Here is a 16,020-nt window from a genome sequence, read left to right as displayed (position 1 = left end):
CTTTAATGTTCAGAATTATCTAATCATCACAATTTACCGGGAGATGTTGTGATAGAAAAAAAATTATTAAATAGAATAGAACAGTCGGGGATTTCTTACAAGAATTTTATGGAATTAACCCAGAATAAAATTGATGACAAGACTTTTAGGAATAACGAAAAATATGATGTCACAAAATTAAATCTTCAGCGTAGTAACAGGATCTACCGGACCTATAACGTAAACGAGGAGCTAAAAAACTCAATATTAAAAATCGATACACCCCATATCTGGATGGTAATAACAGAAGACTGGTGCGGTGATTCGGCCCAGAACCTGCCATATATTTCAAAAATTGCTGAGATGAATCCTCTTATAGAACTGAAAATAATTTTGCGCGACAGCAATTTGGATATTATGGATCTGTATCTCACCGACGGCAATTCCAGGAGTATTCCTAAACTTGTTGCATTTGATAAGGATGGTGATGAAATTTTTCAATGGGGTCCAAGACCTAAAAGCGCTCAGAAGAAAGTTGAAGATGGAAAAAGGAGCGGTTTAACCAAGGACGAATATCTTGCCAATCTGCATTCATGGTATGCTGAAAATAAAGGGAAAGATCTTGAAGGTGAATTTCTGGAATTACTTACAAAAATTAATTTTCCTCTTCATAGTTAAATAAATATTTTACAACTATTTTAGATTCGATTTCAACACCACCGGAGCGGGCCGGTAAAAACTTTGATCTCAGGATTGCGATTTCAAGAGCGTCGTCGCATCCATAGCCGATTCCTTTAAGTGTTTTCGTGTCCCGTACAATTCCGAATTTGTCCACTATAGCTTCAACTTCAATTTCGCCTTTGAGTTTAAGCCTCTTAGCAACAGAAGGAGCTTCAAATTTCTCAGATATCGATTTTAGTCCGTCAACCGGACGGGCACATTCATCCAAATCACATGTAATAGAAATCTTATTTACCTTGTTACCAACCTCAACAGGAATTTTCCCCTGTTTACTTCCGGCATTCAAATTGGGATCCTGCTTAATACCGTTATATTGAATTAGTGACCGGTCAAAAATCTTAAACTCAATTTCAAGTGTAACTTTTGAAGGGACCGTAATTCCTGCATTCTGCCCGGGTATGAATGGAGTTTTAAGAACCGCATCATTCGCTGCTTCTTCGCAACCCAGTCCTAATCCAATCACAATTTCCGTGGAAACAGCCTCTCCTTTTTCATTAATTGAAGCAACAAGTGTAACCGTTCCTTCCAATCCGTATAGAAGAGCATGCTCAGGATATACAAGATTTTCCTGAATCGATTTCATACCTCCAATAGGGACCGGACATATTTCCACGTCGCAAATAACTGTCTGCTTTCTCTTCTCAAGTAGCTGCTGCTGCCTGTTCCCTGCCTGATATGCTTCCACAGGTGCATTAAAAGTTGGGTCATATTCAAATGAGGTTCTGCTCACCAGAATTCCCTTTTCATAGATCTTCAATTCCTTCAGAGCTCCATTTGAATAATAAATTCTATTACTTCCCTCTTTAATACCATCTTTAAGAGTATATTCTTCTTTTAATAAACCGCTTTCATAGAATTCTCTAACCGGGCCGTGTAAAATTCCTTTACTGAAATTCTTTTCAGTTTTCAGGTTTCCATTCACATGAAAGTATAAAGCCTGACCATCCAGAATGTCGTTTACATACGAAACCTCCGACCTTGGAATTCCATCCGGATAGTAACTTTTAAAAATCCCTGTCTGCCCGTAACTAACTGCCCGAAGAAAAAATATTATAGATAATGAAAGAATTAAATTTTTATGCACAATTAACCCTAATCTACAATAACAATTTATTGATTTTTTCTCAATCAGATATCGTCTGTTTTAAAATAGTTGCATATCTCATTTTCAGATTTTAAGTTAAGATTGAAATTAGACAACAAAGTAGAATTTAGGAGGCCGGATGAATTATAAATTCTTTATGTCAGTTTTTATTACGGTATTCCTCATTTTAAATTCGTCTTCGAACAGTCAGACAAAACTGGGGACTTTTACTTACGACGATTTTAAAAAGCCTGAATATTGCGGCAGTTCCTGTCATTCGGATTTTTATCAGCAATGGAAACAATCGATGATGGCGCAGGCATATACACACGAATGGGATGAAATAGAATATTTTAAGCTTGCTGTTCCACATGCCGAGAAGGACGAAAAAGTTGCCGAGGTTAAAGCCGGATGTAACGGTTGCCATTCACCGATCGCATATGTGGTAGGTGATGTGCCGCCCCCGCTTCCAAGTATGAATTCGAGAGCGAACGAGTCAGTTTCATGCGAAGTATGCCACAGTATTACTGGATATGCTGGAGATACTCCATATAATTTCAATTACATAATGAATCCTGGAAAAACAAAATACTCTTCGAGAAAGGGCGAAATAACCTCCCCGGCTCATGAAATAGAAATTAATCCGATTATGAGAACCGGAGATTTCTGCGGAATCTGCCACAACGAGAAAAGCTCATACGATATTTGGGTTAAATCGACTCATCTTGAATGGAAAGAAGGTCCCTATTTTAAAGAAGGAGTCCATTGCCAGGATTGCCATATGCCGAAAGCTGAGTTTAAAACAGCCGCAATGGGAATTAAATATCCGGATGCACGTTTACATCTGTTTCATGGTGCGCACGACAAAGGTAAATTAAGCGGTGTGATTGAATTGAGAATTTATCCAGATATTGAAGAAGCCGAACCGGGAGAAACCGTTAAGTTCACGGTTGCACTTTTCAATCAGAAGACGGGGCACAAATTTCCTACCGGTTCAGTTGAGGATCGGATCGTCTGGCTTCATGTTGAAGCGAGTGATGAAAAAGGAAATTCTTATCATATACCCGTTGATAAAAAGGGATTTGAAGGAGAGGAATATACTATCGCCTCAAGTACACTGGCTTATCAGGATATGGGCATTGCATTAAACGATCCGGATTTTAAAGGAGTGGAAAGAGATGCTGTCCCTGCCGGGGATCGTATCTTCAGAATGCCTTATTTCGATCCGCAGGGAAGAATGACAATTCAGCAATGGAATACTGCATCGCTCGGTACTGACTATCGAATCGGTCCGAGAGAAACAAAGACAGAAACATTTACCTTCAGTATTCCTTATGATGTGCCGGAGGGAAAATTGAAAGTCAGAGCTGTTTTAAACTATCAATTACTAGTAAAATCCGTTGCTGATTTCCTTAATGTACCTGAAAGTGAATCCGAAATAGTGAAAATAAATGAACAATCAACAGCTATTAAAATTCTTCCATAGGTGAACTAATGAAAAAAGTAATTTACCTGCTACTAATATCAGTTATATATCTAACGTTCGTTCAAAATTTGAGCGCAATTCCGGCATTCGGAAGGAAATACAATTTAAGTTGTCAGACCTGCCATTCCCCTTTCCCGAAATTAAAAGCGTACGGGGAGGATTTTGCGGGAGATGGATTTGTAATAGCCGACAAGGACGCTCCGCGTTATTTTCTAAGAACGGGTGATGATGAATTATCGTTACTCAGAGAAATTCCGCTTGCGATCAGGATGGAAGGATACGTTACATACAACAATAAGAATACTGATCAAAGCGACATATCTACACCTTATGTTTTCAAATTACTTTCAGGCGGATCAATTGCCCCGGATGTAGCATACTATTTTTATTTTTTCTTCAGTGAGAGAGGTGAAGTTGCCGGAATTGAAGATGCTTTTATAATGTTCAACGATCTTTTCGGTACCGATCTCGATTTGTACGTAGGACAGTTCCAGGTTTCCGACCCTTTATTCAAAAGAGAATTGCGTTTGACATTTGAAGATTATCAGATTTATAAAGCCGCTTCGGGATATTCCAATTCCGATTTAACATATGACCGGGGAATAATGCTTACATATGGCCTCCCAACAGGAATCGATTTTACACTCGAGATACTTAACGGAACCGGAATCGGTCATGCTAACGTCTTCAGGAACTTTGATAACGATAAATATAAGAACCTTATGGTAAGAGTTTCGCAGGATGTAGTTGAGGGATTCAGAATCGGCGGTTTCGGATACTTCGGAAAAGAAAAATTATCGGACGAGCTTAATAACAATTTTGAGAATGCCATGCGTATCTACGGACCGGATTTTACATTCAGTCTAAAAGACCGGCTTGAGCTTAACTTCCAATATGTAGCTCGCGTTGACGATAAGCCGACGGCTTTCAATACAAATATTAAATCGAACGGAGGATTTGCAGAACTGATCTATACTCCTGAAGGCGATGAAAGCAAATGGTACGGCGTGGCTCTATACAACTGGATTAAATCCGATTACAAACCTTTAGAGTATCAGTCAGGCACTTTAAGTCTTGGATATATGATGAGAAGAAACATCCGATTGATTGGTGAATTAACATATAATTTCGACAAGAAATTTGCACAGTTCTCTACTGGTGTAATTGCTGCGTTTTAGTAAAAATTTATTGAAAGGAACAATTATTTATTGAATACAATACTAATAGTTGTTCCTTTCCCTTTTTCGCTTTCAATTTCCAATTCCATTTTATTTATTTCGCAATACTTCTTTACAAGTGCTAAACCGAGTCCGTTTCCATCATATTCTCTTGTATATCCTCTATCCTCCTGAGTAAACGCTTCGAATATATTCGGCAGATATTCTTTTGAAATTCCAATTCCTGTATCCTTAATAATAACATTAAGTAGATCTTTCTCATTTTTCCGGATAATTACGTCAACACTACCCGACTTCGTGTACTTAATTGCATTGTCTATCAAATTAGCCATTGCCTGACTTACACTGTATTCATCAAGGTTTACTACTGCACTTTTCAATTCCGAAGTAAAATTCAATTGAAGACCTTTTAGCTCGGCGGTTTTCTTATATTCATTTAAAATTGGAGTAATAATATCTTCATAAAGATCAAAGATTTTGATTTTTGGCTCATAAGAACCGGTATGAAGTTCGGACATATTCAGAATCATATCAATCGTTCTGATAATTCTCCTACCCGCACTATCAAGACTAGTTATATAATCTTTAATGGTACTGTTTGTATCCGGACCGAATTCCTCCTTAATAAGGTTCGAAAAATTAAGTATCACATTTAACGGAGAACGGATTTCATGGGACATTTGAGCAAGGAATTCGGATTTAAGCTGATTAGCTTTCTCAGCATTCTCCTTTGCATTTAAAAGTTCGAGACGGCTCTCTTCTCTCTCAATGGCTCCACCAATACTGGCCGAAGCAGCAACGAGAATCGATTCCTCGCTTGAAGTCCATAGCTCTTCACTATGTACATTGTCAAATCCTATAAATCCCCAGAAGCTGTCCTTAATAAAAATCGGGAAAATGATTATGGCTTTTATCCCCTGCGCTTCAAGGAGTTCCCTTTCCGCCTCATCCAGGTTTTTTACGAGATAACTGAAGATTTCATTTCTAACCAGTTTATTATAAAGGGAAGGGGCAAATTCTTTATAGCTAAGATTTATTAATCTATCATTCTCTTTCTGCGATAGTATTCCGGGCTTGGTCCATTCGTATTTCTGTGACATCAGCAGCTCACCGGATTTTTCCGAAATACTATTCTCGAAAATATAAGCTCTGTCCACACCGGAAGCGCTTCCAAGAGTTTGCAGTGCCTGCACAATTGCAAACTCAAAATCCGATTCGGTCAGTAATATCCTTACCGATTCCGAGACCCCGTTGAGCAGGTTCTGATAACGGAGAAGTTTTTCGAGCTGCAATTTCTTTTCTGTTATATCCTCTTTAACGGAAACAAAGTTTGTTATTTCGCCTTTTGAATTTTTAATCGGAGAAATCGATGCGGCCTCCCAGAAAAGCTCACCATTCTTCTTCCGGTTCAGGAATTCCCCATTCCACTCACGACCCGAACTAATTGTTGTCCAGAGATTTTTATAAAGATCCGGTTCATGATATCCCGATTTTAATATGTTAGTTTTATTACCAATTACTTCCTCGCGGGTGTAGCCGGTAACTTTGCAGAATTTTGAATTGACATACTCAATAATTCCCAGCGGATCAGTTATAATGACGGAAGCAGGGCTTCCGTCGAGGGCCAATAATAATTTCTGAATCTGGCTCATAGCCGTTTTTCTCTCGGTAATATCCCGCAAGGTGCCTTCAACTCCAATTACATTTCCATAATCATCCTTCAATAAATGTGTATTTACCGACGTATGTATTACACCGCCCCACTTGGTTCTAAGAGTAATTTCAAAATCAGTTACTTCCCCTTTTTCATTAAGAATTTTCAAGAGATTTGCTCTTTCAACCGGATCGCTGTAAAAATCGGTTACGGGTTTACCATGTATCTCCTCCGGTTTAAAACCGGAATATCTGCCGATAGAAGGGCTTATCTCGGTTACAATTCCTTTATTATCGGCACGGTAAAAGATATCCTGGACATTTTCGAAAATCGTACGGTATTTTTTTTCACTGATACGAAGATCATTCTCAATTGAGTTCCTTGCAATTGCGTTTCCGATAGTATTACCGGTTATTGAAAGGGCTGTAATTTCAGATTCGCTCCACTGCCTTTCATTCTCACAATCATCGAAACCGATAAATCCCCACAGGGAGTTCTTTACAAAAATGGGAACTAGGAGCAGGGAGATAATCTGCTGCGGTTCCATTAACTTTCTTATACTCTCCGGAAGGTCTTTCACAAGACTTTTAATCACTTTCCCCTTACTGAATAGATCATACCAGCCTGGAAAAACTTCATTAAGATCCATATCCTGAAGTTCAGGATTACCCAATTCAACCGATACATTTCCATTAGTCCATTCGTAACGCTGGCTCATTAGAATTTTATTTGTAACCGGCTGTAAGTGTTTTTCGAAAATATAAACCCGGGATACCCTCGAAGCTTCGCCAATAATCCCTAGAGAATTGTTAATTGAAAGATTAAGATTGGAGGTAGAGATTAGAATTTCAGCAATCTTTGCGGAGGCTTCCAGAAGAGCATCTTTGTTTTTCAGCTGCTCAATTGTTCTTTTACGTTCGGTAATATCACGGTAGATTCCCTGATATGCAGGAGTCCCCTTCCAATTAACGACGGAAACACTCACGTCCAGATCCAGTTCCCTGCCATCTTTCGTAACGGCCTTCATTTCATATCTAGACGACCTGGGTCCATTCTCAATGCTGGATCTGAATTTTTCCTCAATCATTTTACGGCTTTCAGGAGAAACGATTTTCATAATATTCCAATCCTTGCTCATCACCTCACCGAAAGAATAACCGAACATTTTTAGCCACGCGGAATTAACAAGAAGAAGTTTTTTACTCTGCAGAACATAAATAGCATCCTGAGAAGATTCGATCAATGATTTGTAAGAAGCTTCACTTTCCAAAAGAGAAATTTCCGACTTCCGTTTTTCAGTAATATCCTGTGCTATTGCTATTACTACTTTTTTCCCGAAATAGGTACCATTATATAGTCTTACATTTTTCAAAAATATTTCGCCGTTCTTTTTCTTTCCCCAGAATTCAAACTCCTGATTAACACCTTCAAAAGCTTGCTTAACATTATTAGCTATTTTTTTAAGATCATTCTTTTCCGGTGCTGAAAGAAATTCGGGTGTTTTACCGATAAAATAACTTCTGGGGTAGCCATAAATCTTTACTGCACCTTCATTAACGTCGAGAAATCTTCCTTTTTCATCCTGTATATAAATTGCTTCTTCAACACTGTTAAACAATCCGCGATAGCTTTCCTCGCTTTTTTTAAGTTTTTCAGCAGAGAGTTTAGCAATTGTAATATCTTCAATGGAACCCTCGTAATACTGTATCCTTCCTTTATTATCCTTAATTGCCCTGGCATTCTCCCGGAAATAAATAAGCGAGCCATCTTTCTTTTTCATAACCGATTCAAAACCAAAGACCTCACCCTTTGCAGACATAATCTTTTTGAATTCCGAGCGGGGATAAAGAGGATTTATAAGATCGGTTTTAATATTTATCTTTTTCAATTCCTCCATGGAATTATAACCCATCATTTTAATAAATGCCGGATTTGCCAGGATAATTTCTCCGGACGGTGTAGTTCTGTACAATCCGGTTGGTACATTCTGATAGAGGACACGAAATTGAGACTCACTCATTAAAAGCTCAAGCTCAACTTTTTTCCGTAACTCTTCCTGATTTATCAAATTATATGCGAAAGAAATATCATTGGCCATGTCATTCATTATTATCCGGACCTGAGAATCGAAATAATTTGCTTCGCTGATTAATATTACAAGAACAAGTTTTTCTCCGGTGAGTGATTTGATCGGAAGAGAGATAACCGACTTAATATTTTTACTTAGTATTTTTGATTTTAAAAAGGGATCGTTTTCAATCTGCTTCTGATTATTATAGAAATGGATTTTACCGTTAAGAAGAGTTTTCCTCAACAGGTTTGGAGTACCGGGTAATTTAATTGATGAGGTTTTCGATTGATGCTTAAAACTATTTCCGGAGCTACTTGAAGCAATTAATGTTAAGTCTTTTTTCTCAGGCTGATATTTATACAAACAAACTTTTTCGAATCCGGCGAAATCTGCTATCAGATTACAAACTTCTTTAAATAGTCTTGGGATCTTCTTCTCTCTGATTATCAGCTGATTTACCTGGCTTAACGCGGAATAGAGACTTTTTTTTTTTTGGGCATTCTGTTCTTCAATTTTAATTCCCGTTATATCAGTAAGCAGAGTAACGAACTTTCCCTTTTCCGGCGAGAAAGCATAAACCTTGTAGAATCTTTTTAATGGTGCCGCATAATCTTCAAATTCGACATTGATTCCATTTATTGCAACTTTACTATAGGTAGTGATCCATTTCCTTTCCAGTTGAGGCATTAAGGAAAGCACACTTCTGCCGATTATACGTGATTTTTTCAAGCCTGTAATTTTTTCGAAAGAACTGTTGGCGTCCAGAAAGACATAATCAACTGGCCTCTTTTTTTTATCAAGCTTAATTTCATGGAGAGCGTAACCTAGAGGACTACCTTTAAAGATTCCGGATAGCTTTTTATTATCCATATTATTTCCTTTTCTTCCATCGCAGGAAGAATATTGCTGATAAAAGATAGAAATTAATCAGCTTGTTTCAAGGCAGTTGTGAAAGCTAATTTCAAACAGATAGAACAAATTTCCTACTGCTAAAGTTTAATTTGTTGAGATTTCATTTCGCTTAAATCGCTGTAAGGGACGCAGAGGTCAAGGTTTCTGCCTGCATCATTGCCGAGATAGTCGATGGCCGTTTTAAGGTCCAGAATTACCGGCATCCGGTGATGGATCTGTTTAATGAATTTATTCGGTACTGTTGTAATAAGTGAAGTATAAATGTTTTTCTTGCTGTCTGTATAATAGAGTGCAGGTACAAAGAATATCTCTTTATCCGGCAGATAAATTTTGTGGGGGATTTTTTTACTTCCTTCCTTTTTCCATTCATAGAATCCGCTCATAGGTACAATGCACCTGTTTCTGTCGAACAAAGTGAACCAGTATTTTTTTTCTTTGATCGTCTCGATTCGGCTGTTGAATATAAGAGGTGAATCCTCTTTGAATTTTATTCCCCAGTTAAGGAGCGAGAGCTGATAGTTTTCATTTAGTCTTCGGATTGCGAATATCTTATCTGTCGGGGCAATGTTTTCATTTTTGTTTTTTTTGATTGACTCATCAACTAGAATATCTATTTGCATTTCTTTGAAGAGTTGAACGAACTGATTTTCATTCACTTTATTTTCGAATCTTCCGCACATTTTATTTCTTTCTTTTTTGATTGTCTCTCTTTAATATAGCAATTAGAATTTCATAATTCTAAAATCCGAATGGAAAAATTATATATCGGGACAGCCGGATGGTCTTATAAGGATTGGGTCCCTTCATTCTATCCGAAAGCCCAAACGTCGCAATTCGACTGGCTAGAATATTATTCGAGCTTTTTTAATGTCGTAGAGGTAAATTCCAGTTATTATACGTATATAAATCCCGGTATAGTTGAAGGATGGATCAATAAAGTTGAAGATAAGGATGATTTTCTATTCACTATCAAGCTGCATCAGGACTTTACACATAAAAGAAGATTCACTTCAGAGCAGATAAAAGCCGTAAAATATAATCTGGACAAATTAACAAATGCCGGCCGCTTCGGTGGTTTGCTCATTCAGTTCCCATACTCATTCACCCTCGATAAAGAGAACGCTAACCATGTCAAAAACCTTATCGATATTTTCCCCGAATATGAAAAATATATCGAGGTAAGACATAAGTCGTGGTTCATCCAGCGTTTTTTTGATTTCCTGGGGAAGAATAGAAGTTCTCTCTGTACAATCGATCAGCCGTCAATCGGCGAAGCCGTTGAGTTCAAGCCACTTAAGGCAGGTGAAAATCTTTATATCCGTTTCCACGGCCGGAATACTAAAGCATGGAAATCCTCACTCGGCAATTATAGCAAAGAGAAGACCTATGAAGAGCAGAATGAACGGTACAATTATCTTTACTCTCCGGGTGAACTTGTTGAGATTGAACAGAAAATAAAAGAAGTGCTCGATACCGTCAAAAAAGTCTTTGTAATACTGAATAATCATCCAAAAGGGAATGCTGTTGCAAATGCTCTCGAATTGATCCATCTTCTGAACGAGAGAATCAAAGTGAATATCCCTGAAACAACGCTCAAAGCATATCCCCGCCTTTCAAAGATAAGCCTGAACTAACTTCTCCCTGTCGAGAGAATTAACAAGGTAAACCTCATCGAAGTCGAGAGGCTTTTCAACATCGCCGAAGAAATCGGTTGAGGTACGGTCTTTCTGTGTTACCGACCGCGCTTTCTCGGCTGCCAGCACGGAAAGATTTTCCACAATTATGTTATTGCCGTTCAAAGCATCTACGCGTCCTTCTACGAGATAAGGCCCCATAGAAAGCGTAAGCTCTGCATACTTCTGATACGCTTTAGGAAAGATCACGGCTTCAAATGTGCCCGACAGGTCCTCGAGCGAAAGGAACTTCATTATCTCCCCTTTACTTGTTTTAATTCTTTTAGAAGTCATATACCATCCGATCATTTTGACTGTTCGGTTATGATGCTTAGTCATTCCGGATGCTTTGACTATTCCGGGGGAGCCGATCTCTTCGGCAAAGAATTCGAGCGGGTGTTTGGTTACCATATATCCGAATGCTTTGTATTCATGAAGGCACATTTCATCGGAGGTGAACTGGCGCCGGGTAACAACTTCCTTTTCGAGCTTAACGGTTTCATTCTCGAACAGATCCGATCCGCTACCAAGAATCAGTTTTCTGTGGCTGAAATAGAGATCTATAAGACGAAGCAGAGTGGGGCGCGTCTGTTCGAAGCAATCCATTGCACCGCACTTTACGAGTATCTCCGTCTGCTCGTAAGTAAGCATGGTCCGTCTTAAAAAATCCGCAAGAGATAAATAGGTTCCTCTCTGTTCCCTCTCCTGAATAATTTTATCGGTCGTACTCTTCTCAAGATTTTTAACGGCCATCAGACCGATTCTTATCTCCCTTCCGTTTCCCGCATACTCATAAACGCTCTTATTAACAGAAGGGAGTAAAATTTTTATTCCAAGCCGTTGTGCCTCGGATATATAAACCGCTGCCGAATAGTATCCCCCCTGGTTACTAAGCACAGCAGCCATAAATTCCGCCGGGTAATGGGCCTTAAGATAGGCAACCTGGAACGATAGAAGCGCAAATGAAGCGCTGTGAGCTTTACAGAACGCATAACCTGCAAATGATTCGATCTGCTTCCACAATTTCTGCGATACCTCTTCGGAATATCCTTTCTCTCGGCAGCAGGCGAAGAATTTATCTACTATCATGTTCATTGCTTTATGCGAGCGCATCTTTCCGCTCATTGCCCTGCGGAGCAGATCGGATTCCTCGAGAGTTAAGCCGACAATATGGTGGGCGACTTTTATAACATCCTCCTGATAGACCATCACACCGTATGTTTCCCCGAGATATTTTTCCATTTCGGGTACAAGATATTTTCTCCGCCCGGGGTCCTTATGCCTCTCAACGAATTCCCTCATCATGCCGGATTCGGCAACACCGGGACGAATCACAGACGAAACAGCCGTAAGCATTTCGAAAGTATCGCAGTCGGTTCTGCGCAGCAGGGAACGCATTCCGGGACTCTCGATATAGAAGCACCCGATTGTTTCCCCTTCTCTTATTATCCGCTTGGTCTCTTCGTCCTCAAATACTTTATAGTAATCGAATATATTGAAGCCGGTTTCCTTTACAATCCGCGGAACGGTATCAAAGATCCGGGCCTGCTCTTTTGAATTAGGCAACTGGTAAGCCGACATATCCAGAAGAACCGTATTGCTTGTTAACGGAGAATTTTTCATATTAATAGTGAACATTTGTGCACTATATTATAATTTGGCAAAATGAAAGTCAAGTGCCAAATAAGTATGAGACAGGATTTATATGAAGACCATTTTTCACCTCGACATGGATGCGTTCTTCGTCTCCGTAGAAAGGATATTAGACCCCTCCCTGGAAGGAAAACCGGTTATTGTTGGGGGTGATCCGCACGGACGGGGTGTTGTAGCCGCATGCAGCTACGAGGCACGCCGGTTCGGGCTGCATTCGGCCATGCCGATTAGAACGGCTTTCAGATTATGTCCGCAAGGTGTTTATTTACACGGACATGGCAGGGAATACGGAAGATTCTCCAGAGCCGTAAAACGTCTGCTCGAAAGCTACTTCCCCGTTGTTCAGCAGGCTTCTATTGATGAATTCTACCTCGATTTCACAGGATGCGGGAAAATCTACGGCCCGCCGGTTCAATTTGCCGAAAGACTCCAGAAAGAAATATGGGATAAATTTCACCTGCCAAGCTCTATAGGCATAGCATCCAATAAAACAATCGCAAAGATCGCCTCGGACTTCAAGAAGCCGAGAGGGATTACATATGTGCCTCCCGGCGGTGAGAAAGATTTTTTAGCCCCCCTGCCTATTGAAAAGATACCCGGTATAGGAAAAGCTACTTTCCCGATACTCCGCTCCAGAGGATTCAAAGTTACCGGCGACATTGCTAACGGATCCCCCGATTATCTATCGGCCCTCCTGGGAAAGTTCGGGACAGAGCTATGGGAGAAAGCTAACGGCAGAGGGAACGATATACTCGTTACTGAACACGAACGTAAAAGTATTTCCAAAGAAACCACTTTCGATAAAGACCTGGTAAGCAGAACTAAAATTGAAGAGATCCTTTTTGAACTTGTAAGCAAAGCATGTCAGCTCCTCCGTAATGAAAACTGGCAGACTTCAACTGTATCCATAAAACTCCGGTACACGGATTTTGTTACTCTTACACGCGCAAAAACGACCGAGCCGACCGACGACGATAAACTAGTATTTGAAATAGCAAAGGATCTGTTCGAAAAGTCTTTTACACGCAGGGTCGGGATAAGGCTGATCGGGATTCATCTGAGTAAATTAAACCACTATACAGAACAATGTATTTTATTTGAAGATAATGAAACGATCCGGAAGAGAATGCTGAGGGCTGTAATGAAAATAAGAGATAAATACGGATTCGATTCAATACGGATCGGCAAAACAGAAAACGGCTAAATCATGTTTACACTCCGGGCACACTCGAACTATTCACTGCTGGAAGGAACAATCCCGGTCGACGAACTTGTAACATTCGCCAAAAAATCCGGAAGCCAGTTTGTTGCACTTACCGATACAAATGCGATGTACGGGCTTATACAGTTTTATAAGATCGCAAAGGAGAGCAACATCAAGCCGTTGCTCGGCGCATTTATAGACGACCCGCGCAATAAAAACCTGAGTGCCGTTTTCATCGCAAAGAACAACGAAGGGTACTCGCAGCTCTGCAAGTTCATAACTACACGGAAACTGAAAGAAAATTTTGCAATTACAGATTTATTCGTTCAACCGATTCATAATTTATTTGTACTCACATCTTCAATGGATCTGTTAAGGCAGATTAATATTGATTTAGCACTCCGGCAGAATCTGTTTCTTGAGCTTACCCTGACTGAGAAGAGTAAGAGAAGGACACGCGAGCTTTACGAATTTTCGAAAACCAACAACCTGAAAATTGCCGCTGTTCATCCCGCATATTTTATAAAACCGGACGACTATCTTCTCCACAAAGTAGTAACGGCAATTAAACTCAATTCAACACTTGAGAACCTGACCGGCGGAATGACGGCTGATGAGGAATACCATTTAAAGACCCGCGACGAACTGATTAAAGAATGGCGTGCACTTCCGGAGGCGGTCTGGAACGCCGAGAGGATTGCCCAGGCGTGCAATGTTGATCTCGATATCGGCCGTTACAAATTTCCTCTCTTTCCCCTTCCTACTGAAGAATCGGCTTTCTCATTTCTATGGAAGATCGTATTCAACGGGTTACAGGAACGTTACAAGCCGATAACCGATACGGCTGTAAAACGCCTTCAATACGAACTGGAGGTAATTGACGAGATGGGCTTCTGCGATTACTTCCTGATAGTCTGGGATATAATACGTGAAGCCAGGAGCCGCGGTATGATGCATATAGGCAGGGGCTCGGCCGCGAACAGTCTTGTCTCCTATTGCCTCGGATTCACGGAAGTTGATCCGCTTAAATACAAACTCTACTTCGAAAGATTTCTCAATCGCGGCCGCCTATCGCCTCCGGATGTGGACCTCGATTTCTCCTGGAAGGAACGCGATGAGATCATCAGGTATGTCTATGAAAAATACGGCTACGATAAAGTTGCAATGATCTCTACTACCGTTACATTCAGAGCCCGTTCGGCTTTCCGCGAAGTGGCAAAGGTATTCGGTATTTCTGAAGGAGAAATCTCCAAGTACAGCAAGTTCATTCCATGGACGAGCGCAAAAAACCTGGTAAACATTGCCGAAAAATTTCCGGAAACCCGGTCTCTCAATTTCCAGAGCGAGCCGTGGAAAACTATTATCGGGATCGCTTCGAGACTATCGGGATTCCCGCGGCACCTGAGTATTCATCCCTCGGGCATTGTAATTACACGGCAACCGATTACAAATTATGTTGCACTCGAATACGCCAGGAATAAAGGATTGGGACTCATAATCACGCAGCCGGATATGTACCCGATTGAAGATCTTGGACTTATAAAGATTGATCTGTTAAGTCAGCGTTCGCTCGGCGTTCTTAAAGAGACCATGCGGAAAATCAACAGCGAAAATACAACGGATGACTCCCGGAATAAAATATTCCGCATATCAGAATAAGCTAAAACTGGAATTAATCCGGGAAGAGTTAGAAAGCATCCGGGTATGATCGCAGAGGGGTTAGCAACCATACCCTTTTGCCCGGAAGGTGTGACTACTACACCTTCACAAAAAAACAAATGTTCTGAAAAAGACAAAAACGTATTACTACATTGCCCCCGATAGAAATGATTAAACTTAATAAGAAGAATCAAAAAACACTTCTAACGAGAAAAACAGAAACATTACTACATGTGAATGTAAAAAACGATAAGTGCAGAAAATGTGATATGAAGCATTGGAACCAGAAGTTGTCTTACAAAATCATGGCTGGAAAACCGTAAAAGAACATCTTGAGTGCCGGAAATTTATAATCCGAAAACCAAAGAGCCGGAAAAAGAAATAATACTAAATAAGCTTTTAATCTTTAACAACAGAGATCACTATGGACATCAAAAAACCCGATAATAAATACCGGGTTTTTGTGGGAGCTAATGGATTCGAACCAATGACCCTCTGCTTGTAAGGCAGATGCTCTGAACCAGCTGAGCTAAGCTCCCATTATAAAAAGATCAAAATTTTGTGACACAATTATAGAACAATTACACAAAATTTACAAACCGAAAATCAAATTATTTGGAGCGGGCGACGGGATTCGGACCCGCGACCCTTAGCTTGGGAAGCTAATGCTCTACCAGCTGAGCTACGCCCGCACATTACAATTTATAAAACAAATGACCGACTTAC

10 protein-coding genes and 2 tRNA genes are annotated in these 16,020 nt (G+C 40.0%); 6 read left to right on the top strand and 6 right to left on the bottom strand.

Annotated elements, in window-relative coordinates:
• Positions 1-48: 48 nt before the first annotated feature.
• On the top strand, positions 49-657 hold the full coding sequence (locus tag PLZ15_09115; GenBank protein HOI29902.1) for a thioredoxin family protein: 609 nt from the start codon (positions 49-51) through the stop codon (positions 655-657).
• Here the strand turns inward: PLZ15_09115 and PLZ15_09110 are convergent.
• Positions 635-1,804, bottom strand: a complete 1,170-nt coding sequence (locus PLZ15_09110; GenBank protein ID HOI29901.1) for an energy transducer TonB — start codon at positions 1,802-1,804, stop codon at positions 635-637. The genes PLZ15_09115 and PLZ15_09110 overlap by 23 nt on opposite strands.
• Before the next feature lie 139 nt (positions 1,805-1,943).
• Here PLZ15_09110 and PLZ15_09105 point away from each other — a divergent pair, with 139 nt between their 5' ends.
• Both PLZ15_09105 and PLZ15_09100 read left to right on the top strand, forming a co-directional pair.
• Positions 1,944-3,290, top strand: coding sequence for a multiheme c-type cytochrome (locus PLZ15_09105; protein ID HOI29900.1), 1,347 nt, complete (start codon positions 1,944-1,946; stop codon positions 3,288-3,290).
• A gap of 8 nt (positions 3,291-3,298) precedes the next feature.
• On the top strand, positions 3,299-4,468 hold the full coding sequence (locus PLZ15_09100; GenBank protein HOI29899.1) for a hypothetical protein: 1,170 nt from the start codon (positions 3,299-3,301) through the stop codon (positions 4,466-4,468).
• 23 nt (positions 4,469-4,491) lie between these two features.
• On the opposite strand, the gene PLZ15_09095 is transcribed toward PLZ15_09100, so the two are convergent.
• Together PLZ15_09095 and PLZ15_09090 are read right to left on the bottom strand one after the other, a co-directional pair.
• The gene (locus PLZ15_09095) at positions 4,492-9,063 is read right to left on the bottom strand and encodes a PAS domain S-box protein (GenBank protein HOI29898.1); all 4,572 of its coding nucleotides are present in this window, start codon (positions 9,061-9,063) and stop codon (positions 4,492-4,494) included.
• A 119-nt stretch (positions 9,064-9,182) separates the two neighbouring features.
• On the bottom strand, positions 9,183-9,785 hold the full coding sequence (locus PLZ15_09090) for an SOS response-associated peptidase (GenBank protein HOI29897.1): 603 nt from the start codon (positions 9,783-9,785) through the stop codon (positions 9,183-9,185).
• A gap of 69 nt (positions 9,786-9,854) precedes the next feature.
• Between PLZ15_09090 and PLZ15_09085 the strand changes: the two genes are divergently transcribed.
• Positions 9,855-10,739, top strand: a complete 885-nt coding sequence (locus PLZ15_09085; protein HOI29896.1) for a DUF72 domain-containing protein — start codon at positions 9,855-9,857, stop codon at positions 10,737-10,739.
• Here the strand turns inward: PLZ15_09085 and PLZ15_09080 are convergent.
• Positions 10,719-12,416: a hypothetical protein gene (locus PLZ15_09080; protein HOI29895.1), complete on the bottom strand. Its 1,698-nt coding sequence runs from the start codon at positions 12,414-12,416 to the stop codon at positions 10,719-10,721. The genes PLZ15_09085 and PLZ15_09080 overlap by 21 nt on opposite strands.
• A 67-nt stretch (positions 12,417-12,483) precedes the next feature.
• Here PLZ15_09080 and dinB point away from each other — a divergent pair, with 67 nt between their 5' ends.
• Both dinB and PLZ15_09070 read left to right on the top strand, forming a co-directional pair.
• A complete protein-coding gene (gene dinB, locus PLZ15_09075) occupies positions 12,484-13,635 on the top strand; it encodes a DNA polymerase IV (protein HOI29894.1) in 1,152 nt (383 codons plus the stop codon).
• A 3-nt stretch (positions 13,636-13,638) separates the two neighbouring features.
• On the top strand, positions 13,639-15,294 hold the full coding sequence (locus tag PLZ15_09070) for a PHP domain-containing protein (protein ID HOI29893.1): 1,656 nt from the start codon (positions 13,639-13,641) through the stop codon (positions 15,292-15,294).
• 464 nt (positions 15,295-15,758) lie between these two features.
• On the opposite strand, the gene PLZ15_09065 is transcribed toward PLZ15_09070, so the two are convergent.
• Both PLZ15_09065 and PLZ15_09060 read right to left on the bottom strand, forming a co-directional pair.
• Positions 15,759-15,833: transfer RNA gene (locus PLZ15_09065), tRNA-Val, on the bottom strand.
• 77 nt (positions 15,834-15,910) lie between these two features.
• Positions 15,911-15,986, bottom strand: a tRNA-Gly gene (locus tag PLZ15_09060).
• Positions 15,987-16,020: the final 34 nt, after the last annotated feature.

It is taken from the genome of Melioribacteraceae bacterium, assembly GCA_035362835.1.
GTDB lineage: Bacteria > Bacteroidota > Ignavibacteria > Ignavibacteriales > Melioribacteraceae > DSXH01.
Note: the sequence above shows the minus strand (reverse complement) of the source record. Positions and strands in the feature narration are given on the sequence as shown.